The sequence below is a fragment of the Legionella nagasakiensis genome (assembly GCF_900639915.1).
GTDB classification, from domain to species: Bacteria; Pseudomonadota; Gammaproteobacteria; order Legionellales; family Legionellaceae; genus Legionella_A; species Legionella_A nagasakiensis.
Genome location: NZ_CAAAID010000001.1, coordinates 265,786 through 292,090, shown reverse-complemented (window position 1 = coordinate 292,090; position 26,305 = coordinate 265,786). Strand labels below are relative to the sequence as shown.

Sequence of the window (26,305 nt, the reverse complement as noted above, 5' to 3'; positions counted from 1 at the left end):
CCGCCAATAAGAACGGGGAATACGGTGTATTGGCGGGTGTTTCCTTAAATAAACTCACCTGCCAATATTGTTTTATTAAGGCAGCCCACATAAGTATGTCCTTCGATTAATTGCTTAAACGCTTGTGCTTGATGATACTCACTTGCTGCACAATCGGATCCGACCATGGTCCAGAAATTTTATAAGTATATCCACTGATTTTTTGCATGCCATGATGAATGAGTTTACTGGCTACCCAAGTTGCAATGCCTGCAATAGGCCCCCCGGCAATCGTAGCGACCACCGGTAAACTGGCCGTAATATGAGGTGAAACTCTTAAGTCCAGATCATACAATTGCCTGATTAAATCCAAATCACCTTTCATGCTCGCATAAGCAACCGGCCCATCAATATAACTATCGTCGGTCGTCATAATGCCCTTCTTAAGCACAAAATTACCTTTAAAAATATCAAAACTATACCCGTTTTTGGACAAATCACTGAAATCCAGCTTAAGACGTCGAGGAATGGTTTGTAGGCTTAAAATACTAAGTAATTTTCCCAGCCCTAGCTTTTCTTCCGTTTCAGGACTCAAATTAGTGATGCGCCCATTTTTGAAAATGATGTGAAGATTGCCATTAAGTTTCGCCAGTGAAGCATCATAAACAGCAGCAGGCCAACTGCCTTTAAATTCAATTTCACCATGATGAGCTTCCACTACCGGTGTAATATTCCATTGTTTTAGGCTTTGGGCCAAATCTTTAATTTCCAAACGCCCCCATAAATTAGTTTCACTTTTTTGACCTGAAAAATGCCAATCACCCTTCAAGAAAAGCTGATAAGCTGGAGAATTAATTTTACAGGAGTCAAGCTGCCAATGTTTTTTATTGCTGGTTGTTTTTAAATTCACTTGTCCTACATGAACATCACCAAGATTAAATTGATCAATAACAAGATCCATGCTGGGGATCGTTTCTGGTTCAATCGGGCCAATGGAATCCTGATCTTTTTTGTCTAAAAACGACGATTTGGCGAACTTCATGTACTTGATATGCCCACTTAGCATATTCTTTGCCTGTTGATATCTTAAACTCGCTGCAACATCTTTTTGTCTTAAATCCACAAACCAATCATTCTTACCCCGCTTAGTTGCTTTAATAATGAGATTTTCGTATTCATGCGTCCAAAATCTGGCTCTCCCGAATTTTATATCAATAAAACGAATGCTATCCGCTAAGCCAGGAGTTCTTGCATCTTCAGGAATTTTTGACAACGCGACAAACCATTGCTGGAAGTCGAAAGAAGGCAATGAACCAACCAACAACACATCATTTTTCTTTGGTTCGATTGCATGACCACTTCCTAAGCGTACCTCACCCTTTGTCAATAAAAAGGACTGCTTTGACTTTTCAAACCACAAATCGCTGCTTAATCGATCATTATAATCGAGACGTACTCGGATTGCCTTCTCGGGGTTAAAATCCATATTAATCATTAATGGAGCAGAAACCTCTGATGATTTTCCCAAAGGGGGGGGTAAATCCACTGAAACGCCTTGTAATGAAGAACTTATCTGAACATGATCCAAATCATTTGGATCATCCGTTAACATCAGACGACTTTCCATGGTTAAATGACCATGAAGCAAAGAAAAGATTGGAAGGTTTAACTTCTTTTTCAATAAATCAATCGTTGTATTTCCTTTAATAAGAACTTCCGTGTATGGTTGAGGCTGTTGAAAAGATTGGATATACATCACTACAGAATCGCCTAATAAAGTGGCTTGTAATGCGCTATCTATTATTCCATGCTCGTCAAACCGCAAATTCCCTGATAAATGTTCTAATTCAACATCATCCATCGTGTGATGAAAAATCAAGTTATTCTTATTGAATGTTACATGACCATGAGCTAATACATTATCATTTTCAGGGTACAGCGGGATTTCCAAACGCAAATCCAAACCTAACCTTCCTTGTAAATCCAGTGTGTTTAATTTTGATAAATGATGACGCAAAGGCGATGCCAGCACAAAAGCGATTACTTTATCCGCCAAAGCATTCGTCTTGCCATGCATGAGCAACGTTTCTCGATCCAATCCAACGTCATCAATACGTAAATTTAATTGGTCAACAGGAACACCTTGTAAATCAGCCTGCACAATATCCGCTTCCATTGTTCTTTTATTGAAACGCAAATAGGCTTCAATATCACGGCTAAGCGGCCAATTTTTATTAATGTACAAATCAACGCCGCTTAGATGCGTATCTATGGAAAAATCACCTTCGCTCTTATCAAAAGGAAAATTCGCTGGAACGCCCTCGACGTTTAATCGGCCACTGGCTTTAGCAATTCGTTTTACATCTTCCTTCAACCAGTCATTAAGTTTTGGTTTTAAATAAGTTGACGGAACATACGCAAGCCATTGTTGCGCCTCCTCTGCAGAAAATTCAGCTTGCATGCGCAAATACCCCGGAGAGGACGAAGAAGGCTTATCCAACGCAGCACGGGCACTTAGCACTAAATCATGACGGGCCAGGACGATTCTCTCCATATTGAGACGTAACCCATGACTAAATTTCTTCCAATCAAAGGCTGCATTGACTTGTGCAAATTTCACCGGCGGTAAGTCATGAGGTTTAATCCATGGCGCTTCAGCATCAAGTTCCAAACGACCTTCTGTGGGCTGCCAATGCAACACCCCTGCAAGATTACCCACAGCAGGAACATTCGTCGTTCCCTGCCAACCAGCCTTGGTAAAACGAGTCAACAAATAAGACAGCTGATGATCTTTCAGCTCAAGTTGGGTATTATGCAGGGTTCCATAGGGGTTGGCTGCTAAGAAAGGATGAATCGCTTCTGGCCAATCGAGTTTCAGATTTAAAATAGGTTCAAGAAATAACGTCTCGGCAAACAGACGATAAGCATCTTGTGACTTGCTATATTCTATAAGAAACTTGTTTTCCGGCCAACGCAAGTCCATCAGGCGCAGGTTAATATGATCAGCACTGACTTGCCATCCATCTGTGTTAGGCTGCCAGGCTAGATTAGCCCCTAATGATTGAATAAAATACCTGATTCCCCTACCTCGGTCATGCCAAGCAAGATGTCGAAAATTTAATCGCGATTGAATTTTATTCAAGCGGCCATGAAAAAAATCCAACCATAATTCAACATCACCGCGCCCCCCTTCCAGATAATAAGAAGATTTGGGTAAGAAGCCTTGCCATTGCGCCGGTAAAAAATTGGATACTGAAATATACATTTCGCCGTTTGTTTTATCTAAGTCATCGGTGTCAATATGCATATCCGCCAGAATAGACAACTGGGTTTCCATCGTTTGGGCCAATCTGGCATTGCCTTTAAGACGATAGCGGCCTGAACGATTTACAATGGTGAGATTAATTTCTTTCAAGGGTAAAAGAGAACCATCTTTTAAATGAACCAGCGCTGAAACATGATGCAGCATAATTTTCTGCTGTCCCAAAATCCAGGCAAGTAAGGGCAAATAAGAATCAGAATCAAGCGTCGTCAGTTGTTGTCCAAGCCCTAAACCATCAATCTGCCAACGGTCATTGATCTCGCGCAGTGAGATATGTAAGTTATCAATGTAGAGAATTCCTGGTTGTATCTGCCAATGCCAAATAGAACTTAACAAATTAATGCCAACGAGTAATTTGTTCAATTTTAAGATGGGCTGTTGAGCATCTGAAACTGTGACCTGGTTTAATTTCAACACCGGCTCAAACCAATACCAACTGGTTTCCATACTACTGATTTTGACGGGTTGGCCAATTAACGTCGATAAATGCTGCTCAATTTCACTTTTATATTGCCTAGCCCACGGTGTTAAAGCACGAAAAAGACTAAAAAGAATGGCAAAACTGATAATAACGATGGCACAAGTCATCCAGCATCGCTTAATCCATTTGGATATGATTTTATCGTTTTTGCTCATCTAGCTTCCGTAAAAAATCCATTTTTTCAGCAATTTTGCTTTCCAATCCTCTATCTACCGGCTGATACCAGCCCGGTTCTTCTATTCCTTCAGGGAAATAGTGTACCCCTGCAGCATAGCCATGTGGTTCATCATGAGCATAACGATACGCCTTACCATAATCTAATTTTTTCATTAGAGCGGTTGGAGCATTACGAAGATGCAAAGGCACCTCACGTGATTTATCACGTTTTACAAACGTTGCAGCCTGTTGATACGCTTTATATCCTGCATTGCTTTTTGCAGCAACAGACATATAAATAACTGCTTGAGCCAAAGCCAACTCTCCTTCTGGCGAACCTAAGCGCTCATAAGTATCAGCAGCCTCATTAGCCAACTGCATGGCACGTGGATCGGCCAGTCCAATATCTTCCCACGCCATTCTAATGATTCGCCTGGCAAGATAGCGCGGATCCACACCGCCATCCAACATCCTGCATAACCAATAAAGAGCAGCGTCAGGGTGCGAGCCTCGCACTGATTTATGCAACGCTGAAATTTGATCATAAAAATATTCACCGCTTTTATCAAAGCGCCTGGGTCCTAATATAAGTACTTGCTGGACAAATGCTCGATCAACTTCAGTGACCTTTAACGTGCTTGCAGCTGTATTAATTTGTTCCAATAAATTAAGCAAACGCCTTGCATCACCATCTGCATAAGCAATCAATATGTCTATTGCCTCTTGTACAAATTGTAAATGCGCAAGAACTTTTTTTTGCGCGCGCAGCAGCAATTCTTTCAGTTCATTATCCGATAAGGACTTCAACACATACACTTGCGCCCGAGAAAGAAGGGATGCATTCACTTCAAAAGAAGGATTCTCGGTGGTTGCTCCAATAAATGTAACTAAACCTGACTCAGTATAAGGCAGCAATGCATCTTGCTGTGCTTTGTTGAAGCGATGAATCTCATCGATAAACAAAATCGTATGGCGGTCTTTTAATGCATAGGCCTTAGCAGTATCGATGGCAGCGCGAATATCTTTAACCCCGGAAAAAACTGCAGAGAGTGCAATCCATTCACAATCAAACGCATTGGCAGTCAATCTTGCTATGGTCGTTTTCCCAACGCCTGGAGGCCCCCACAAGATCATGGAATAGGGTTTTCCTGACTCAAAGGCAAGACGCAGTGGCTTGCCCTCCCCAAGCAAATGGCCTTGCCCAATGACCTCATCAATGGTTGTCGGGCGCAAAGATTCCGCCAGCGGCGTTACGACTGAACCAGATGATGAATCATTCATTGTTTCACCACATCGACGCCTTTTGGAATCTTAAATTTAAACAAATTTGCTGCAAGCTTTTGATTTGTTTTTATACGACTTAAACGTACTTTGGTATGTTGACCCAATTGATCAAATAATTCTATGCCATTTAGCGTTTTGCCCGCAAAAACAAGCTTGACTTGCTGAAAATTTGCTTTATTGGATTTCGCATGCAAATCAAAATATTCCATATTCCCTTTTTTGCCCGCAGTCACTTCAAAATCCCGAGCCACGGTATCATTATAGCCACTTAAAAAAAGAGCCGCCGTTCCACCAATGCCTTTTTCCTGTTTCCTGACTGTAACCTGTTCAAGATCCACATCATAAACCCAAAGACGTTCGCCGTCTGCCACAACCAATTGCGGCATCGGGCTTTTAGTTTGCCAACGAAATCGTCCTGGCCGCTCCATAGCCATGGTACCAGAAGAACTCGATACCTTCCTTTTCTTCGCTTTAACGACCTGACTAAAGTCAGCGCTCATCGTTTTAATTGAATTTAGTTTTTCCTGTAAATTATCGCTGGCTGTACCACAAAATGCCTTTTGCAGGCAAAACAGAAGTACAAACAAAGCAAATTTTTTCATAATATCTCTCTAAATAAAAATCCAGGTTTGTAAAATAGGCAAAATTCATGTTTAATTTTCAAGCGGCGCTACTAATACATCTCTAAAACCACCTTCCATAGGGCCTATCAACCCTGCTCTTTCCATGTCTTCAACCAAACGAGCAGCGCGATTGTATCCAATTTTAAATCGCCGCTGCACAGCGGATATACTTGCTTTACGAGTTTGAATAACAAATTCGACCGCCTGATCGTAAAGCGGATCCGATTCTTCTACCTGCTCACCGTCTTCACCCCAACTACCCTCAAGCCCATCGCCGCTGTGCTGAGTAATTTCTTCAATGTATTCAGGCACGCCACGTGCACGCCAATCATCTGCAACACAATGCACTTCCTTATCGTCCACAAAAGCCCCATGCACACGTAGAGGCGCGCCAGTGCCCGGCGCCAGAAACAGCATGTCTCCATATCCTAATAATTGTTCCGCGCCCTGTTGATCCAAAATGGTTCTTGAATCAATTTTTGATGACACCTGAAAAGAAATCCGGGTTGGGATATTCGATTTAATCAGTCCAGTCAATACATCAACAGAAGGTCTTTGGGTTGCCAAAATCAAATGAATTCCTGCAGCTCTTGCTTTCTGAGCAATTCGAGCGATTAATTGCTCTACTTTTTTGCCAACCACCATCATCATATCCGCCAACTCATCGATGATCACCACGATGTATGGCAACGGCTGCAATTCTGGTGCTTGCTCCTCCACAGAATGGGTAGGCTTCCATAAAGGATCCGTCAACGCCTCCCCTTTCGCGGCAGCTTCGGCTAATTTTGTATTAAATCCGGATAGATTGCGTACACCAAAGAAAGCCATTAGACGATATCGTCTCTCCATCTCTCCTACACACCAGCGCAAGGCACTAGCGGCTTCTTTCATATCGGTCACGACGGGGGTGAGCAAATGCGGAATACCATCATAAACCGATAATTCCAACATTTTTGGATCAACCATAATCAAACGCACCTGCTGTGGCGATGATTTAAATAATAAACTTAAAATCATCGCATTAATTCCCACAGATTTGCCTGAGCCAGTCGTTCCTGCCACCAGTAAATGAGGCATTTTTGCCAAATCAACCACCATCGGACTGCCGGCAATATCAACGCCTAATGCCAACGTTAATGGCGAGTGTGCTTTCTGATACACGTCTGCAGATAATACTTCAGATAAACATACGGTAGCACGGTTTTGATTTGGCAATTCAATGCCAACCACCGTTTTTCCAGGAATAATTTCAACAACCCGCACACTGGTTACCGATAAAGAACGCGCAAGATCTTTAGAGAGCGCTGTGAGCTTGCTTACTTTTACACCGGCAGCCAGTTGCAATTCAAAACGCGTAATAACAGGCCCTGGATGCACGGCAACCACATCCGCTTGTATGCCAAAATCTAATAAATATTGTTCAACATCACGCGACAAGGTTTCAAGTTCTTGATGAGTATATCCCGCCATAGGCTTACCCGGTTGTCCTTTATTGAGTAAACTTAAGGATGGCATCGTACCAAACGTTTCTATGTTACCCGTCAACCGTTCTTTCGCTTTTTTGATAGGCGCCGTTTCTTCCTGGACTACAGTTTTCTTTATAACCGGCGCTTCCCTAATGGTTTTAGTCGGCGGTGCAACAAAAATAGCTGCTTTTTCGCAACGTTTTTGCGTAAAGATTTTTTTAAGTTGAGCAATTCCAGATGACAAAAGGCTGAAACTGATGACAACAGCACGCGTCAACCAACGAATGATAACTAAAGTATAACAACCAATAAATTCAGTAACGTATACCCAAGAAAGTCCTGTTAACCAAGTCACCCCAACCAACAGCATGGCAAAAAGAAGAAGTGTAGCCCCTTGAGCATTCAAGCCTTTCGTTAAGAACATCGCAATATAAAGACCAAGGTAACCGCCTGGAAAAGGTATAATCCCAAGTGGCGCCACATGAAGCTTCAAAGCAAGCAATCCACAGCCACCACTTATTAAAAATAAAAGGCCCACACCACGCAACAACAACATTGCTTTATTCACCGTACGTAAAGCACGATGATCTTTTAAAATCAACCAGGCGATGTAAGCAAAACAAACAGGCAGAAAATAGGAAAAATATCCAAAACCCAAATAAAGTGCATCCGCTATATAAGCGCCTACCTGACCGCCGGCGTTGGCTATTTCAGAAGAGTCTGCAAGGCGCATCCATCCAGGATCATTCATGCGATACGTTAATAAAGACAGCAACACAAATAAAGCCACCGTCAGCACCAAAATAAAACTGCCCTCACTGATTCGTTTCATGAATAAATGCGGCATAGCTGTTTTAGGGGGACCAGCCTTATTACCCTTTCGCTGTTTTGTCATAGGTATTTTAAAGCAACGTGATTTATCATACTATCGTCATCTTAACATAAATAATTTTGCACAGAATAAGAGCTTGTTAAAATTCGCTAAAAATAGAGCAATAGATGTTATTGACAAGCAGCGAAGCACAATAAATGATGGCTAGTGTTCCTTTTTAGTAGAATGAATTAACAAGTAGAATGAATTAACAAGCTCTAACAAAATAGATTATCAAAGGTAGAAAATATGAGCTCAACCAATCATCATCGCCTCATCATTCTTGGCTCAGGACCTGCAGGTTATACGGCAGCTGTCTATGCTGCCCGTGCGAATTTGAATCCGGTGTTAATTACAGGAATGCAGCCAGGAGGACAGCTAACAACGACGACCGATGTCGATAACTGGCCTGGCGACGTTGAAGGACTGCAAGGACCAGCATTAATGGAACGCATGCAACAACACGCTGAACGCTTTCAGACGAATATTATCTTTGATCATATTATCAAAGCTGATCTTCACGCACGACCATTTGTCTTAACTGGTGACAGCGAACAATATACCTGCGATGCCTTGATCATTGCTACAGGAGCATCAGCCCGCTATTTGGGTCTTGAATCGGAAAAAGCTTACCAAGGGCGCGGTGTTTCCGCCTGTGCCACCTGTGATGGATTTTTTTACCGCAACAAACACGTTTGTGTCGTAGGAGGCGGTAACACGGCTGTGGAGGAAACGTTATACCTGTCAAATCTTGCCGCTTCCGTGACGTTAATCCACCGACGCGATACATTGCGCTCAGAAAAAATTTTACAAGATAAATTATTTGAAAAATCTCATACTGGAAATGTGAAACTATTATGGAATCACACGTTGCAAGAAGTACTTGGAGACGGTGTAAAAGTAACTGGCATTCGGGTAAATAATGTCATCACGAACCAACAAGAAGATATGGAAATCGATGGCGTATTTATTGCAATAGGGCATACACCGAATACTGAATTATTTAAAGAACAGCTCGATATGAAAGATGGCTATTTAATCATTCGTTCGGGATTAAACGGCATGGCAACAGCCACTAACATTCCCGGAGTATTCGCCTGCGGTGACGTTGCTGATCATGTCTACCGACAGGCAGTAACCTCTGCGGGCTTTGGTTGCATGGCAGCACTTGATGCTGAAAAATATCTTGATTCTTTGGGTGGTTAATCATCAAACCCGTACTGTTGACCAAGGACGATCTCACCTTCCCACATCCTGAGACCAGTGACGTGCAAGGCTTACTAGCTGTCGGCGGTGATTTATCAACAGCACGCCTATTAGCCGCCTATCGTCAGGGGATATTCCCTTGGTTTAATCCAGGCTATCCAATTTTATGGTGGTCTCCTGATCCTCGTCTTATTTTAAAGCCCCAAGCATTTAAATTATCACGCAGCTTAAAGCAATCTTTAAAAAAACCATTTCATTTTACGATCGATACCGCTTTTTCCATGGTAATCAATGCCTGTGCTACCAGCAGAGGCCGGAAGAATAATACCTGGATAACGATGGAAATGATTGAAGCCTATACACAACTACATACCATGGGCTATGCCCACTCCTTTGAAATCTGGCATGAAAATCAACTGGCTGGAGGATTATATGGGGTCAGTCTGGGGCATGTGTTTTTTGGAGAATCGATGTTCCATCACATTCGAGATGCATCGAAACTCGCCCTTTATCATTTATGCGAAACACTATCGGCTTGGAAGTTTGATTTTATTGACTGCCAATTACCAACAAAGCATCTGCAACGTTTAGGCGCCGAAATCATTAGTCGCCATCAATTTCTTGGGTTGTTAAAAAACAGCTTGCAATATCCAACACGACAAGGATTATGGTCAAACTGACCCTGACGTCCTGGTTTTTTTAGAGTTAAAACAGGCATTCATTGCCATTTTCTCCATTTTAGGGCACTATTTGCACTTTATTGTCTATTCCGCATAATATCCGTGCGGAATTTATTGATTTCCAGGAGAGCTATGGCAAAAGAAGATCACATTGAGATGCAGGGGACTGTCATTGACACACTGCCTAACACCATGTTTCGTGTGGAGCTTGAAAATGGCCACATCATTACGGCGCATATTTCAGGACGTATGCGTAAAAATTATATTCGAATTCTGACAGGTGATAAGGTAAAGGTTGAACTCACCCCATACGATTTAACCAAAGGCCGAATTATTTTTCGCGACAAAAACTAGAGCGTGTTATCAACCTTCCTTTAGGGCATTCGAAATTAGCTGCCCGCGACTGTCATTTCCTCTATCAGCACAGATCCACAACGCGTTGCCACATTTGGATTGATATCCCGTCCAACTGCGGCAATGGTGCTAAACATGGTTTTCAGATTCCCTGCAATTGTTATTTCTTCAACCGGGTATTGAATTTCACCTCCTTCCACCCAAAATCCGCTGGCTCCTCGAGAATAATCACCGGTCAGAATATTAATCCCTTGTCCCATCAATTCGGTGACTAACAACCCCTTATCCATTTTTTTTAATACATCTTGCAAATCTCCAGCAGTCGGGTCAATGGTTAAATTAAATATACCCCCACTGTTTGCGGTTGTTTTTAATCCTAATCGACGTGCCGAATAACTGCCCAAAGCATATTGGCAAAGCTTACCTTCATCGACAAACACATTGTTTCGTGTAGGCACACCCTCTCCATCAAACGGCGAGCTCCCCAAACCACGCAGTAAATGGGGTTGTTCATACACATGGATTTCTTCCGGAAAAATCTGCTTTCCGACCGAATCCAGCAAAAAAGAATTTTTACGATAAAGATTTGAACCACTGACGGCACTAATAAACGTTGAAAATAACCCATGAGATAATCGTGAAGAAAAAACCACCGGGATTTTTTGAGTTTTTATTTTTCGTGCGCCGAGACGGCTAACTGCACGTTCGGCTGCACTTTTAGCCAAAAACTCAAGCGGCAGCAAGTCCTTAAAATGCCTTGCTGTGGTATAATCATAATCACGTTGCATGACCTCCTTGTCTTTAGCGATGAGGGAGCAACTGACACTATGACGACTGCTGTGAATGATGCCTTCACAGCCATAACTGTTGGCATAACCATGCGAAAATGTATAAGTCGACAGATGAACGCCATCCGAATTGCTAATTCGTTTGTCTACCGCTAAAGCCGTTTGTTCGCAAGCCAGCGCTTTTTCAATGGCTTCAGGTGGTTTAATGCCCCAGGGGTGATGCAAATCCAAATCAGGGTAATCATTATTTATTAAGTCACGATCGGCAAGTCCAAAGCAAGGATCTTCGGCACTAACCCGTGCAATATCGCAAGCGGCCGACACCATGGCTTCAATGGCACTTGCTGAGGTATCGGTACTGCTGGCACCACCTTTACGCTGCCCAATATATACTGTGACACTGATGCCTTTATCTTCGCTGAATTGGACCGTTTCCACTTCTCCCATCCGCACATCAACCGAGAAACCACGATCAATATTAATGCCTACAGCTGCGTCACTGGCACCTTGCCGACGTGCACATTCTAGTACGTTTTGCATGATTTCCTTTAACTCAGCGGTTGACTTAACTAAGGCTGAATTGCTATTTTGCGGTAATGTTTGCATGACGGCCCCATCGCATTGAACGTTTGTACACAAGGATACAAGATTAATAAGCTTAGGCAAACCATTAGGATGGTAAAACCCATTGTTTTATTGATTATACTGTTATCAATGGCTTCTTTAAGTATCGCTGATAACTGGCGAGAGCTTGCACCAGGTATTCAATACCGCGATCTTAGTTCGAGCCTATTAAATCCTTGGGCACACATTCATGTCTTTCGCATTAATTTGCAAAAAAATCAATTCGACCTGGTGATGGCCAATCATTTATCGCGAAAACACGCTTCAACCGAAGAGTTTGCTCAACATAGTAACGCCCTGATTGCTATTAACGGTGGATTTTTTGATAAAAATTATCACTCATTAGGCTTGCGTATTAGCAACCATCAACTACATAATCCAATAAAACACATTAGCTGGTGGGGCGTATTTTACATCAAAGGTCAAAAACCTTATTTATCTGCGCCACGACAATTTAAAAATAATCATTACGTCAGTTTTGCGTTGCAAAGTGGTCCACGTCTACTGATCAATGGGAAAATTCCATCGCTTAAACCTGGCCTTGCTGAACGCACCGCCCTTGGCATTAACTCAAACGATGAAGTAATCATCCTTGTGACCGATAATACGCCCATGACCACTAAAACATTGGCTGAAATTATGAAATCTTCTCCGCTAAACTGCAAAGAAGCCCTAAATCTGGATGGCGGAAGTTCCAGCCAATTAACAGCAAATATCGGTTCCTTTCAATTGAATGTACATGGCTTTTCCAATATTAGTGATGCAATTATCGTTAAACCACGTCTTCCTAGTACATGAGCAGCGGAGCACAGGAAATGACGGCTAGTGTTCATTCTTAGTAGAATTTGCCAACAAGCTCCTATACCCACATTTTATCCACAGAATATCCTGTGGTTATTCTCTTGAAATTCACATCAAAACACATTATCTTGTTAGTTCAAGCCGTATGATACCCATATATTGTGTTTTTTTGCTATACTATTAATACATGATATTGCCATAAGCTGTTGACAATATTCATCTTCACTGTGGAGAAAACATGTCTGAGATACTTGAACCGGTAACAAAATTACCACAGCAAAGTCAACTGGAATTGACCGCAAATACGCCTGGTTTGCTAAAAACAATTAAGCGAAATGGTAAAGTCGTTCATTATGACGAAAGCAAAATAAAAGTAGCGATTACCAAAGCGTTTATTGCAGTTGAAGGTGGTAATGCCGCTGCATCTAACCGCATTCATCAGCAAATTGATGAATTAACCCAACAAGTTACCCAAACATTCAAGCGACGCTTGCCAAGCGGTGGAACCATTCACATCGAAGACATTCAAGATCAGGTAGAGCTAGCCTTAATGCGCAACAGCCAATACAAGGTAGCCCGCGCCTATGTTCTTTATCGTGAAGAGCGCCGTAAAGCTCGATCCACCGAATTAAAGCAACAAGCCAGTGATAGCAAGATCCCGTTAATCACCATGCCGAATGGCGAATTGATGCCGTTAGATATGGAGCGTGTTAAAACCATTGTTGCTGAAGCATGCCGTAATCTGACTCATGTAAAAACCGACCCGGTTATCAAAGATGCTCTGCGAAATCTCTACAATCAAGCCAATTTACAGGATGTCCATAAAGCCTTAATTATGGCAGCCCGCACGCTCGTTGAAACCGAACCTAACTACACGTATGTGAGTGCACGTTTATTACTTGATAGTTTACGTTCTGAAGCACTAAGCAAACTTGAAATGCAAAGCGAGGCAACATTTGATGAAATGGCTGCTCTTTATCCAACTTATTTTAAACACTATCTTGCCCAAGGCATCAAGCAAGGCATGCTTGATCCCAAGCTCAACGAATTCGATTTAGATAAACTCGCAAAAGCACTGTTGCCTGAGCGTGATATGCAGTTCACTTATCTGAGCTTGCAAACGCTTTATGATCGCTATTTCATTCACGAACATGGCGTACGTTATGAATTACCACAAGCTTTTTTCATGCGCGTTGCCATGGGGCTTGCGATTCGTGAGCAAGAGAAGGAAAAGAAAGCCATTGAATTCTATACCTTGCTCTCTTCTTTTGATTATATGGCATCAACGCCGACCCTATTCAATTCGGGGACGGTGCGCCCGCAATTATCCAGCTGCTATTTAACGACAGTTCCTGACGATCTGGATGGCATTTACAGTGCGATTAAAGACAACGCCTTATTATCCAAATTTGCCGGCGGACTTGGGAATGATTGGACGCCAGTAAGAGCCATGGGATCGCACATCAAGGGTACCAATGGTAAATCACAGGGTGTCGTTCCTTTCTTGAATGTTGCTGATGCGACCGCCATTGCCGTTAACCAAGGAGGCAAGCGCAAGGGAGCGGTTTGTGCCTATCTTGAATGCTGGCACCGCGATGTAGAAGAATTTCTTGAATTGCGTAAAAACACAGGCGACGATCGTCGCCGTACTCATGATATGAATACAGCCTTATGGATTCCGGACTTGTTCCTGAAGCGTGTCTATGAACAAGGAGACTGGACTTTATTTTCACCAGACGAAGTACCTGGATTACATGATCAATACGGTCATGCCTTTGAGGCCTTATACCTTGAATATGAGGCAAACGCTCGTCTTGGCAACATTAAAAACGTAAAAACTCTTTCGGCGGTTAAATTATGGCGCAAAATGCTATCGATGCTCTTTGAAACTGGCCATCCTTGGCTAACCTTCAAAGACGCCTGTAATCTGCGTTCTCCTCAGCAACATGCAGGAGTCATTCACAGCTCAAATTTATGTACAGAGATCACACTCAATACATCGAAAGATGAAATTGCTGTTTGTAACTTAGGTAGTATAAACCTGCCGGCCCATATCAAAGAGGGCAAACTGGATGGCGCAAAATTACAACAAACCATTAAAACAGCTATTCGCATGCTGGATAACGTCATTGATATTAACTACTATTCCGTGCCTCAAGCACGCAATTCCAACCTGCAGCATCGCCCAATTGGCCTAGGTTTGATGGGATTTCAAGACGCGTTGTATCAGCTTAAGCTGGATTATACGTCGGAGGAAGCCATTGAGTTTGCTGATACGTCTATGGAACTCATCAGCTACTATGCTATTGAAGCTTCTTGCGAGTTGGCCCAAGAGCGCGGTTGCTATTCAAGTTACGAAGGGTCTTTGTGGAGTAAAGGCATTCTCCCCATTGATTCTATTAATTTGCTGCAGCAAGCACGCGGACAACATTTAAAGCAAGACCGTTCACAACGTCTGGATTGGGAGTCATTACGTATTAAAGTCCGCACACAAGGCATGCGTAATTCCAATGTTATGGCCATTGCCCCAACCGCAACCATTTCTAATATTTGCGGTGTCTCACAATCCATTGAACCAACTTATCAAAACTTGTATGTGAAATCGAATCTGTCCGGAGAATTTACCGTTGTAAATCCTTACCTGGTAGCAGACTTGAAAGCGCTGAATCTATGGGATGAAGTGATGGTCAATGATTTGAAATATTTCAATGGCAGCGTACAACCAATCAGTCGTGTGCCAACAGAACTAAAAGCACGCTATGCAACCGCTTTTGAAATCGATCCAATCTGGCTGGTCGAAGCCGGTTCACGCCGACAAAAATGGCTGGATCAGGCTCAATCATTAAACATTTACATGGCGAAACCATCTGGCAAAAAACTTGATGAATTATATCGCCTGGCTTGGATTCGTGGTTTAAAAACCACTTACTATTTACGAAGTGTAGGTGCAAGTAATGCTGAAAAATCAACCGTCACAGATGGCACATTGAATGCTGTGAAACTCAATGAGCCCAAGGCCTGTTCCATTACAGATCCTGACTGTGAAGCTTGCCAATAAGGAGAAATCGATGACCAGCGAACAATTACAACAATCAAAAGCTGCGAAACCACTTGGTGCAACTGGCCTGGAAACCCTCGAAATGGGGGCTGGTCGAATCCATGTTGATGATAAACAAATCATCAATTGTCGGGCTGATTTAAATCAATTAGTGCCGTTCAAATACACATGGGCTTGGGAAAAATACCTGACGGGGTGTGCTAACCATTGGATGCCCAATGAAATCAGCATGAGTGCTGATCTGGCCTTATGGAACGATCCAAATGGTTTATCCGCAGATGAACGTCTCATTGTGAAACGCAACCTGGGTTTTTTCTCAACGGCGGATTCCTTGGTTGCCAACAACCTGGTGTTAGCCGTTTACCGCCACATCACTAATCCTGAATGTCGGCAATATCTCTTGCGCCAGGCGTTTGAAGAAGCACTACATACACACGCCTATCAATACGTGATTGAAAGCTTAGGTTTGGATGAAGCCGAAGTATTCAATATGTATCGTGAAATTCCGTCCGTGGCGACCAAAGCCGCTTGGGCATTACCATTTACCCAAAGTTTAAGCGATCCGAATTTCCATACGGGTACACCTGAAAACGATCAACGCTTATTGCGGGACTTGATTGCCTTTTACGTCGTTTTTGAGGGTATTTTCTTCTACGTCGGCTTCACTCAGATTCTGTCCATGGGCCGACGCAACAAGATGGTCGGAACCTCGGAACAGTTCCAGTATATTCTGCGTGACGAATCCATGCATATGAATTTCGGTATTGATGTGATTAATCAAATTAAAATTGAAAATCCACATTTATGGACGCCGCAATTTAAAGAAGAAATGATTCAAATGATTAAAGAAGGTGTTGAATTGGAATATCAATACGCCAAAGACACGATGCCGCATGGTATCCTGGGAATGAATGCCGGCATGTTTGAAGAATATTTGCACTTCATTGCCAATCGTCGTTTAAATCAAATTGGCTTACCAGAACAGTATCCCGGTGCAGAAAATCCATTCCCCTGGATGAGCGAGATGATGGATTTGAAAAAAGAGAAGAACTTCTTTGAAACTCGAGTCATCGAGTATCAAGCTGGTGGCACCTTAAGCTGGGATGACGAGGATAATTAAGCTCTGTTGTGGGTAATCCCCGGATATTGCTTCGCACACTATCCAGATTACAGATCGGATGAATTGTAGCCTGGTTAACGCGCCAGCGGTAACCAGGTTTTGTTGGAGATTCTTCCCGGATATTGCTTCGCACTATCCAGGCTACCGGACTGGGAGTTAATCACCATTGTAGCCCCGCTGCTTGCAGCCGAAGAATACTTCGACAACCCGGTTGCTACTAAAAATCAAACGCTTATGCGTAAATGGGGAAACAAGATCACGTCGCGAATGGAAGGTGAATCCGTAAATAACATCACCAAACGATCAATCCCAATGCCCTCACCCGCGGTTGGTGGCATTCCATATTCCAGCGCTTCAATATAATCACTGTCATAATGCATGGCTTCCAAATCACCCGCCTCTTTTTCCTCAACCTGCTTTTGAAAACGAGCCGCTTGGTCATCTGGATCATTAAGTTCTGAAAAACCATTCGCAATTTCACGGCCGGCAATAAAAAATTCAAAGCGATCAGTAACCTCGGGATTTATCTCATTGCAACGTGCTAAAGGAGATACTTCCGTGGGGTATTCCGTGATAAACGTTGGTTGAATCAACTGATGTTCAACGGTTTCTTCGAATAAAATCATTTGCAATTTTCCTAAACCGTCCGTTTTTTTATAGCCAAAACCAAACCCATCCAACAACGCCCGACATTCTTCAATATTTTCCAGTTGTGCGGCATGTAATTGCGGATGAAATTTTAAGACAGCCTCCTTAATGCTCATACGGACAAAGGGCTTAGAAAAATCAATCAATTGCCCCTGATAATCAATCTGACGACTGGCAGCCACTTCATCACAGAGAAAACGCATTAATTCTTCGGTAAAATCCATCAGATCATGATACGTCGCATACGCTTCATAAAATTCCATCATGGTAAATTCTGGGTTATGACGTGTCGAAATCCCTTCATTACGGAAATTACGATTAATTTCATACACTCGCTCAAAACCACCAACCACCAATCGTTTTAAATACAACTCTGGAGCGATACGTAAAAACATCTGCATCGCCAACGTATTATGATGCGTAATAAAAGGACGAGCTAAAGCCCCGCCTGGTATGGGATGCATCATCGGTGTTTCCACTTCAAGAAATTGGTGGCGATCCATGAATTGACGACAGACATGGATTAAATGCGAGCGGGTTAAAAAAACGTTACGACTCTCTTCATTGGCAATCAAATCCACATAACGTTTACGATAACGCATTTCTTGATCCGCAAGACCATGAAACTTATCAGGCAATGGCCGCAATGATTTGGTCAATAGTTCAACATGCTCAGCATGAACCGTTAACTCGCCTGTATTGGTTTTAAATAACTCGCCCCTAATCCCAACGATATCACCTAAATCCCAATGTTTGAATTGCTCATAAACGTCCGGTAAATCATTTTGCCGCAGGTAAGCTTGCAGCCGTCCGGAAACATCTTGTATATGAAAAAAACTGGCTTTACCCATAATGCGACGCAATACAATACGACCAGCAATAACGACTTTAATCCCTTTTTCAGCCATTTCCTCCTTGGCGATTTCACCGTATTGCCTCATTAAATCCTGTGCTAAATGCTGACGTTTAAACTGATTAGGAAAATTAAACCCTTGTTCACGTAATTCGGCTAATTTTTTCTTGCGAATTTGGTAAACTTCACTTTCATCAATGTGTTCTTCTATCATACTGCCCCTACTCCTGCTTTCAGACTGGCTTCGATAAAAGGATCAAGATCGCCATCGAGAACCGCCTGAGTATTACTTGTTTCTACACCAGTACGTAAATCTTTAATACGTGATTGATCCAGCACATACGATCGAATCTGGGAACCCCAGCCGATATCCGATTTGGTTGCCTCTAAAGCCTGTTGTGCGGCATTTTTCTTTTGCATTTCCATTTCATACAGCTTAGCACGCAATTGCTTCATTGCTTGATCTTTATTCTTATGCTGACTACGATCGGTCTGACATTGCACCACAATGCCACTTGGCTCGTGGGTAATGCGCACAGCTGAATCTGTCCGGTTTACGTGCTGACCACCAGCGCCCGACGCACGATACGTGTCAATACGTAAATCAGCGGGATTAATCTCAATATCAATGTCATCATCCACTTCTGGTGAGACAAACACCGCCGCAAAAGAGGTATGGCGGCGATTACCTGAATCGAATGGCGATTTTCTTACAAGACGATGCACACCAGTTTCAGTACGCAACCAACCATAGGCAAATTCACCGGTAAAATGAATGGTGGCGCTTTTAATGCCAGCAACCTCGCCGGCAGAACATTCTACCAATTCTGTGTTAAAACCGTGCTGCTCTCCCCAGCGTAAATACATCCTGAGTAACATTTCGGCCCAATCCTGAGCTTCAGTGCCACCAGAACCAGATTGAATATCAAGAAAGGCATTAGCATTATCCATTTTACCAGAAAACATACGACGAAATTCGAGTGTTTCCACTTGTCGCGCAATGATGGTCATTTCTTCCGCGACATCGTGTATGGCCTGTTCATCTTCCTCAGCACGCGCCAATTCAAACAATTCCAATAAATCAGAAATAGTTTGGCTTAAAGCTTGTAATTGATGCACTACTCCTTCCAGCTGTGCACGCTCACGTCCTAATGCTTGCGCTTCTTCAGGATTCTCCCATATGCTCGGAGATTCCAGCTCACGTTCCACTTCTTCCAAACGTTCACGCTTTTTATCGAAGTCAAAGATACCCCCGAAGCGCTTCAATTCGCTTTTCCAAATCAGTCAGGGTAATATTAATTTGATTTACTTCTAACATAAGTAATCAGCCTTAATGATCATTAATTAGGGCAATATTCTACAAGGAAAGGCCTATTCTGGCCATAGAATTGATTTTTTACTCTTAAAGGCACAAAAGATTATGGATAATAGAATTGCGGTCATTACCGGATGTTCAAAAAAATCAGGCGTTGGTTACAATTTAACTTGCGAGCTATTAAAACGAGGATTCAAAGTCATCGCCACGGTGCGGAATGCAACAAGCTCAGAATTGAATAAATCCGCTGTTCCTAACGCTGAGAATTTAGATATCCGGGTTTTAGATCTTTGTCAAAAAGATTCAATTGAGCAGTTTATAAAAAATGTCTTATCGCAATATCAATATATTGATGTCTTGGTCAATAATGCAGCCAATGTGGCGATTGGGCCAGTGGAAGCCGCGACTGAGGAAGACATTTTAACGACTTACCAAACTAAAGTATTTGGCCCATTAGCCTTAATCAGAGGTTTTGTACCGGTGATGCGTGAACGCCGCAGAGGATTATTAACCACCACATCCTCAATCTTTACTTCGATGCCAATCAGTATCCCTGGTGTGTCTGTTTATTTTTCGGCGTTGGCAGCTTTTGAAAGACTGCAAGAATCTCTGGCAATAGAGCTTGCGCCATGGAATATAAAGGTGATCAATTTCCAAGCAGGTCCAATCGCTACCGAATTAACCCGATTTGAAGGCTCCAGAACGGATATTATCAATAAGTATTATAAAAATTTTACGGAACAGGCCTATCAATGGTATCAAACAAATACCCCATTCCAAATGGGAGCAGAAGTAGCGGAGATTTTTGCAAAAGCCATTGAACATGAAAACCCAGACTTGTGTTATCAGAGTAATGCGTTCGGAAAACAATTCATTGCAAACTATAGGGATGATATTACCGGTAACCAACCGCTAAATGCGTTGAAGGAACACTTTGAAAATATACCTCATGAAGATGAGAATGAATGGAAAATTCAGAACCGGTAGACAGAGAATCCTTTCCTTAAGAGGCAGCGCATTGATCCCATTGTTTTATCATTAATTTTTAAAATCATACATTGCGATTTGTCGCACAAAACAATACGCTTCCTTACAGTTCAGGTAAACGTGATTTAATACGGTGCGTGGCTTGAGAATGAATTTGCGAAACTCGTGATTCACTAACGCCCAGCACTTCACCAATTTCTTTCAAATTTAAATCTTGTTCATAATATAAGGACAAGACCAATTGCTCCTTTTTGGGCAAGCTATCAATAATTTGTGATAATTGTGACGTTCTATCAGCTTGTAAGGCACTAACATGCGGTTCTGTTGAACGACCGTCTGCTTCGTCCCTCAATACATCATCGGTAACGCCCAAATCCTCAAAGGTATACAAATGACCACCAGCAGAATCATTCAATATTTCATGATATTCTTCCAGACTGATTCCCAGCTCTTCGGCCACTTCATGATCTTTAGCATCCCTACCCAATCGGTTCTCAACCTCACGCACAGCAGAAGCAATCATACGCGCATTACGATAGACTGAACGTGGCACCCAGTCATTACGTCTTACTTCATCAAGCATATGACCGCGAATACGGATGCTTGCGTACGTTTCGAAAGACGCCCCCTTTCCTTCATCATAATGCAACGCCGCCTCCAAAAGCCCTAACATACCTGCCTGCAATAAGTCATCTAATTGAATTGAAGGTGGTAACCTTCCCAGCAAATGATGGGCAATGCGCTTAACCATGTATGCATGAGTTTTTATTAATGCTTCCTGCGTTTTCTTTTCCACTTTGCCGTCTGAAGCCAAAGCATCATCCACGACGTTCTCCTTATTTTTATTAGTTCAATTTATAATGGGATTGAATGCTCGTCAATGCTATGGTTTAACTTATCAAAGTCTTGTTCTTTACTTTGATTAAAGCACAAGTTTCAACATATGACATACTCTTAGCGTTTCGAAAGAGCTTTATTCTTCCATTTGTTCTTCGCACTTATCTACCGCATCTGTCCGACATTGATCCTGACAATCACGCTCTTCTGAAGTCAGACAAATGGTATTGATGCATTCATTTGCATAACGTTCAACGCACATGTCTTGGTTATATTGCTCAGCGCCAATATCAATGGTAGGTATATCGGCAGCCTGCAGCACGCCTGAGAAGGAAAAGAAAAAAGGCAACCATAGAATTCGTTTCATGATTAAATCTTCCATGTGAATCACAGTAACATCATGTTAGACATGATAAACTGATAACAGTGTCTTACGTTAAGTATAGTCAATCTTTCATAATCGCTCTTATGAAAAACATGAATTCCACCAAAAGCAATTGTCTATTGATTAAATAGTGACAGTATAACGATTTAATAGCTCTTAGGAAGTTGTGATCCTAATGGGCAAGTAAGCCAATTCGTCAAAAAGATGGATTCGTCAAGCTCTTTACAAAACATCCCCTTTGACACCAAATCAGCGAATCACTCTGAACATAGGTATAATCGTTGGAATGATTTCAAAAAATTGCAGTATATATAAGACTAATACAATCAAAACCAAAATATTTAATAGACTTTTAATGGCGCGCGCCATGGGAAGAAATGCATTAATCAATCCCAAAACAACACCAAAAACAATGATGATGGCAAATAGATTCAAGAGGTCGTTCATGGCAATATCCCTATTTATTCATTACTTAGTATAGTACTTTTACAGAAGGTAGCTGCGCATCAACCGCTTGTTGCCGCGATTCATCGACTACCTCTTTTTCCAAATGAAACGCATGATGCAAAGCCCGAACACCTTCATCCAGCAAAGTTTCATCAATCACCACCGATATTTTGATTTCCGAGGTCGTGATCAGTTGAATATTAATCCCATTCTCTGCCAATGTTTTAAACATCATGGGTGCCACTTCCGGGTGACTTTTCAAACCAGCACCAACCAAAGATAATTTGGCAAGTTTCTCAACACCAATCACCTCTCTTGCCTTCATGTTTTTTGCTATTTTACACAATTGCTGTAACGTCACCTGGTATTCATCCCGATGCACTGTAAACGTAAAATCCGTTTTGTTATCCGCAGACAAATGTTGCAGAATCATATCTACATTTACACCTATGCTGCTGATTTCATTAAGAATTACAGAAGCGATTCCTGGAGAATCCGGCACACCCAATAGAGAAATTTTGGCCTCATTACGACTAAAGGCAATGCCGGTCACAGAATAAGACTCCATGCGTCGTTCTTGTTGATAGGTGGTAATTAGCGTTCCTGGGCCTTCTTTCGCAGACGATAAAACCCGTAGAGGAATATTGTATTTTCCGGCAAATTCTACAGAACGAATTTGCAACACTTTGGCGCCTAAACTGGATAATTCCAGCATTTCCTCAAACGTCACTTGTTCAAGGCGTCTTGCATCGGGAACCACCCGCGGATCGGTGGTATACACACCATCTACATCTGTATAAATCTGACATTCATCCGCCTTTAGGGCAGCAGCAATGGCAACGGCCGTCGTATCCGAACCACCTCTTCCCAATGTGGTAATATTGCCCTCTTTATCTACCCCTTGAAATCCTGCAATGACAACCACTCTTCCCTGTTTAAGGTCTTCAAGTATGGGTTGTGTATCAATGGCGTGAATACGTGCTTTTTTAAATTGACTGCAGGTCTGTATTCGTGCTTGCCCTCCGGTATAAGAGCGCGCCGAAATACCACGATTGATTAATGCCATTGCCATTAAGGTCATAGACACTTGTTCACCGGTAGCAATCAGAGCAGCGTATTCTCGTGGTTCAGGGCTCTCACTCATTTGATGAGCAAGACCAATTAATTTATCAGTTTCACCGCTCATTGCTGAAACAACAACCACGACATCATGTCCAGCATGTTTTGCCTTGGCTACTATATCAGCGGCATGATTGATATGTGCCTGCGTGGCAACCGATGTTCCCCCAAATTTTTGCACAAGCAATGCCATGTCAGCGCCTCGTCAAAATAAGTTCTTACTTTATTATCGGCAAATCAGAATTTAATTTAAGGGTTTTGTCGATAAAGCAAGTTAGGATTTCCCGCTGGTAATCATGGCAGGAATATGCTCAATCTTGGCATCCAAATCTTTAGGGACCATACCTCCGCCTTGAGCCATATCATCACGCCCCCCTCCTTTACCGCACAAATGGCGCACTAATTCAGCCGCTGTGGGCACCGTACCCAAAATAGATTTGCTGATACCTGCCACCACGCTTATTTTTTCCTGATCTATCGTATATAACACGATAACCGCGGTATCGAGATTGGCTTTTAATTGATCCAGAGTTGTCCTGAGTCCTTGACCATCTATGCTATCTAGTTTCTTGATCAATAAATTGATATGGCCCACTTTTTTCACTTCATTCAATAAGGCGTTGCCAGATTGTGCTGCAAGCTTTGCTTGCAAACGTTCCAATTCCTTTTCCTGCTGCTTACTGTCTTGTAAAAATTGTGATAATTTCTCGGTTACGCTGCTTGCGGTCGTTTTCAACTTCTCTGCCGCCTCTTGCAACAATCCTAGTTGTTGATTGACCCATTGCAACGCATAAGCGCCTGTCACCATTTCAATGCGCCTGACACCGCTCGCTATCCCATACTCAGCCGTAATCTTGAATAATCCGATATCGCCGGTTCTTCTGGCGTGCGTGCCTCCGCATAATTCTTTTGAAAAACGATCCACCGACAATACTCTGACTTCTTCATTGTATTTTTCACCAAAGAGCGCTACCGCGCCAGATTGCTTTGCCTCACCCAGACTCATCACATCGGTTATCACTTCATGATTGGCACGTATCTTATCATTCACCAGGATTTCCAATTGCTCTATCTGAGAGGAAGACAGTGCCTCAAAATGAGAAAAATCAAAGCGAGCTCGCTCTGCATCTACCAACGATCCCTTTTGCTGTACATGTTCCCCCACCACGATTTTTAAAGCAGCGTGTAATAAATGAGTTGCCGTATGATTCAAACGGATCGCATCCCGTCTTGCAGCATCTATCTGAGCAGTTACCGTTTGCCCAAGAGTTAATTCACCTGAAAGCAATTCACCGTAGTGGACAATGGCCTGTCCAAGACGTTGCGTATCATTGACCCGAAAAACCATCTCTGGCGCGAGTAACTGACCACGATCACCGACCTGCCCACCACTTTCTGCATAAAAAGGCGTCTCTTGCAACACCACAGCAGCTTTTACGCCAGGAGTCAATTGCTTGACTTTCTGATTATCAACAAGCAAGGCCACGACGTTACTTTGCAACGTATCACGCTCATAGCCTTGAAAAACCGAAACATCAATCAATTCAACCGGTACAGAATAATCGGCCTGAAAATGACTGGCTGATTGGGATTGCGCGCGTTGTTGCTGCATGCAATGCTCAAATCCCTGCATATCGACCTGTAAATCATGTTCACGCGCAATATCAGCCGTTAAATCCACTGGAAAACCATAAGTATCATACAGTTTGAATGCAGCTTCTCCAGGTATTTCCTTACCAGACAACGATTGAATTTGCTCCTGTAACAATTGCAATCCTTGTTCAAGCGTGCGGGCAAATTGATTTTCTTCTTGTTTCAAAATACGCTCAATCTGTACTTTATTGGCCACAAGCTCAGGATAAGCCTCCCCCATCACGTCAATCAAAGGGGTAACTAGATTGTAAAAAAATGGAATCGGCAGCCTAAGCTTATTTCCATGACGCACCGCTCGCCGGATAATGCGCCGCAAAACATAACCCCGCCCCTCATTACCAGGCATCACACCATCCGCTATTAGAAACGCACAAGCACGAATATGATCAGCAATCACTTTCAAAGATGGATGTTCCATGTCCTTGATATCAGAAAGGTCTGCTATGGCACGGATTAAATGTTGGAAACTGTCTATGTGATAATTATTATGGACTCCTTGCACAACCGCTGCAATACGTTCAAGCCCCATGCCCGTATCGACAGAAGGTGTGGGAAGTGGATGCAGATGACCCTCTTTATCACGATTATATTGCATAAAAACAAGATTCCAGATTTCAATGTATCGATCACCGTCTGCATCCGGGCTTCCTGGTGGTCCACCAGCTATCTCTTCGCCATGATCATAGAAAATTTCCGTACAAGGACCACAAGGACCAGTATCTCCCATGGACCAAAAGTTATCTTTCTCGCCGCAACGTGAAAATCGCTTGGGAGAAACCCCGATGTCTTTTAACCAAATATCTGCGGCCTCATCATCATCCTCAAAAACCGTTACCCATAAACGCTCAGCAGGTAAATTTAATACCGTCGTCAAAAACTCCCAGGCAAAAGCAATCGCTTCCCGTTTAAAATAATCACCAAAACTGAAGTTACCCAGCATTTCAAAAAAAGTGTGATGTCTCGCTGTATAACCTACATTCTCCAAATCATTATGCTTACCACCTGCACGTACACAACGCTGTGCACTGACTGCACGGCTGTAAGGACGTGATTCAAGCCCCAAAAAGGTTTCCTTAAATTGCACCATTCCGGCATTGGTGAATAATAGGGTTGGATCGTTCGCAGGCACTAATGAACTGGATTCAACAATCTGATGACCATTTTTAGCAAAATAATCAAAAAATGCTTGTCTTATTTCTGAGCTTTTCATGTTTACAACTTCACATTAATCATTTTATACATTACTGA

General features: G+C 42.5%; 19 protein-coding genes. 7 read left to right on the top strand and 12 right to left on the bottom strand.

The features are described from left to right. Positions 1-106: 106 nt before the first annotated feature. From E1O52_RS01330 to E1O52_RS01315, 4 genes are read right to left on the bottom strand one after another with little or no spacing between them, the layout of a single operon-like run. A complete protein-coding gene (locus tag E1O52_RS01330) occupies positions 107-3,937 on the bottom strand; it encodes a YhdP family protein (protein WP_133126908.1) in 3,831 nt (1,276 codons plus the stop codon). Then, positions 3,921-5,219 carry a replication-associated recombination protein A gene (locus E1O52_RS01325; protein WP_133126907.1) on the bottom strand — a complete coding sequence of 433 codons (1,299 nt, stop codon included), beginning with the start codon at positions 5,217-5,219 and terminating at the stop codon, positions 3,921-3,923. Before E1O52_RS01325 ends, E1O52_RS01330 begins: the two co-directional genes overlap by 17 nt. Further along, positions 5,216-5,824 (bottom strand): outer membrane lipoprotein periplasmic chaperone LolA, encoded by a 609-nt coding sequence (lolA, locus tag E1O52_RS01320; protein WP_133126906.1) that lies wholly within the window; start codon positions 5,822-5,824, stop codon positions 5,216-5,218. Before lolA ends, E1O52_RS01325 begins: the two co-directional genes overlap by 4 nt. Before the next feature lie 51 nt (positions 5,825-5,875). Beyond that, entirely contained in the window at positions 5,876-8,206 is a 2,331-nt protein-coding gene (locus E1O52_RS01315) for a DNA translocase FtsK (RefSeq protein ID WP_133126905.1), read from the bottom strand. Positions 8,207-8,431: 225 nt separating this feature from the next. On the opposite strand from E1O52_RS01315, the gene trxB reads away from it, so the two are divergent. The 3 genes from trxB (at position 8,432) to infA (ending at position 10,422) form a co-directional block, all read left to right on the top strand. Further along, a complete protein-coding gene (gene trxB / locus E1O52_RS01310) occupies positions 8,432-9,388 on the top strand; it encodes a thioredoxin-disulfide reductase (protein ID WP_133126904.1) in 957 nt (318 codons plus the stop codon). Positions 9,389-9,402: 14 nt separating this feature from the next. Further along, a complete protein-coding gene (gene aat / locus E1O52_RS01305; protein WP_423202695.1) occupies positions 9,403-10,068 on the top strand; it encodes a leucyl/phenylalanyl-tRNA--protein transferase in 666 nt (221 codons plus the stop codon). A 132-nt stretch (positions 10,069-10,200) separates the two neighbouring features. Then, the gene (gene infA / locus E1O52_RS01300) at positions 10,201-10,422 is read left to right on the top strand and encodes a translation initiation factor IF-1 (RefSeq protein ID WP_133126902.1); all 222 of its coding nucleotides are present in this window, start codon (positions 10,201-10,203) and stop codon (positions 10,420-10,422) included. A 35-nt stretch (positions 10,423-10,457) separates the two neighbouring features. Here the strand turns inward: infA and pmbA are convergent, their stop codons facing one another. Beyond that, on the bottom strand, positions 10,458-11,816 hold the full coding sequence (pmbA, locus tag E1O52_RS01295; RefSeq protein ID WP_133126901.1) for a metalloprotease PmbA: 1,359 nt from the start codon (positions 11,814-11,816) through the stop codon (positions 10,458-10,460). Positions 11,817-11,885: 69 nt separating this feature from the next. Between pmbA and E1O52_RS01290 the strand changes: the two genes are divergently transcribed. The 3 genes from E1O52_RS01290 to E1O52_RS01280 all read left to right on the top strand — a co-directional run bounded on the left by E1O52_RS01290 (position 11,886) and on the right by E1O52_RS01280 (position 16,813). Continuing rightward, positions 11,886-12,632: a phosphodiester glycosidase family protein gene (locus E1O52_RS01290; protein WP_133126900.1), complete on the top strand. Its 747-nt coding sequence runs from the start codon at positions 11,886-11,888 to the stop codon at positions 12,630-12,632. A 241-nt stretch (positions 12,633-12,873) separates the two neighbouring features. Then, complete coding sequence (locus tag E1O52_RS01285) at positions 12,874-15,693, top strand: ribonucleoside-diphosphate reductase subunit alpha (RefSeq protein ID WP_133126899.1); 2,820 nt, start codon at positions 12,874-12,876, stop codon at positions 15,691-15,693. Positions 15,694-15,703: 10 nt separating this feature from the next. Next, complete coding sequence (locus E1O52_RS01280) at positions 15,704-16,813, top strand: ribonucleotide-diphosphate reductase subunit beta (protein ID WP_133126898.1); 1,110 nt, start codon at positions 15,704-15,706, stop codon at positions 16,811-16,813. 224 nt (positions 16,814-17,037) lie between these two features. On the opposite strand, the gene lysS is transcribed toward E1O52_RS01280, so the two are convergent. Then, entirely contained in the window at positions 17,038-18,528 is a 1,491-nt protein-coding gene (lysS, locus tag E1O52_RS01275; RefSeq protein WP_133126897.1) for a lysine--tRNA ligase, read from the bottom strand. Then, a protein-coding gene (gene prfB, locus E1O52_RS01270; RefSeq protein ID WP_133126896.1) for a peptide chain release factor 2 occupies positions 18,525-19,632 on the bottom strand; the annotation gives its coding sequence in 2 pieces (ribosomal slippage) (positions 18,525-19,556 and positions 19,558-19,632; 1,107 coding nt in all). The genes lysS and prfB overlap by 4 nt, the downstream gene beginning before the upstream one ends. A gap of 102 nt (positions 19,633-19,734) precedes the next feature. On the opposite strand from prfB, the gene E1O52_RS01265 reads away from it, so the two are divergent. Beyond that, complete coding sequence (locus E1O52_RS01265) at positions 19,735-20,616, top strand: SDR family oxidoreductase (protein ID WP_133126895.1); 882 nt, start codon at positions 19,735-19,737, stop codon at positions 20,614-20,616. Positions 20,617-20,719: 103 nt separating this feature from the next. On the opposite strand, the gene E1O52_RS01260 is transcribed toward E1O52_RS01265, so the two are convergent. The 5 genes from E1O52_RS01260 to alaS form a co-directional block, all read right to left on the bottom strand. Next, a complete protein-coding gene (locus E1O52_RS01260; protein WP_242602122.1) occupies positions 20,720-21,442 on the bottom strand; it encodes an RNA polymerase sigma factor FliA in 723 nt (240 codons plus the stop codon). Positions 21,443-21,589: 147 nt separating this feature from the next. Then, the gene (locus E1O52_RS01255) at positions 21,590-21,820 is read right to left on the bottom strand and encodes a hypothetical protein (protein ID WP_133126894.1); all 231 of its coding nucleotides are present in this window, start codon (positions 21,818-21,820) and stop codon (positions 21,590-21,592) included. 267 nt (positions 21,821-22,087) lie between these two features. Beyond that, positions 22,088-22,285, bottom strand: a complete 198-nt coding sequence (locus E1O52_RS01250; RefSeq protein ID WP_133126893.1) for a Thivi_2564 family membrane protein — start codon at positions 22,283-22,285, stop codon at positions 22,088-22,090. A 25-nt stretch (positions 22,286-22,310) separates the two neighbouring features. After that, a complete protein-coding gene (locus E1O52_RS01245; protein ID WP_133126892.1) occupies positions 22,311-23,597 on the bottom strand; it encodes an aspartate kinase in 1,287 nt (428 codons plus the stop codon). Positions 23,598-23,678: 81 nt separating this feature from the next. Further along, positions 23,679-26,267: an alanine--tRNA ligase gene (gene alaS, locus E1O52_RS01240; RefSeq protein WP_133126891.1), complete on the bottom strand. Its 2,589-nt coding sequence runs from the start codon at positions 26,265-26,267 to the stop codon at positions 23,679-23,681. Between the last annotated feature and the right edge of the window lie 38 nt (positions 26,268-26,305).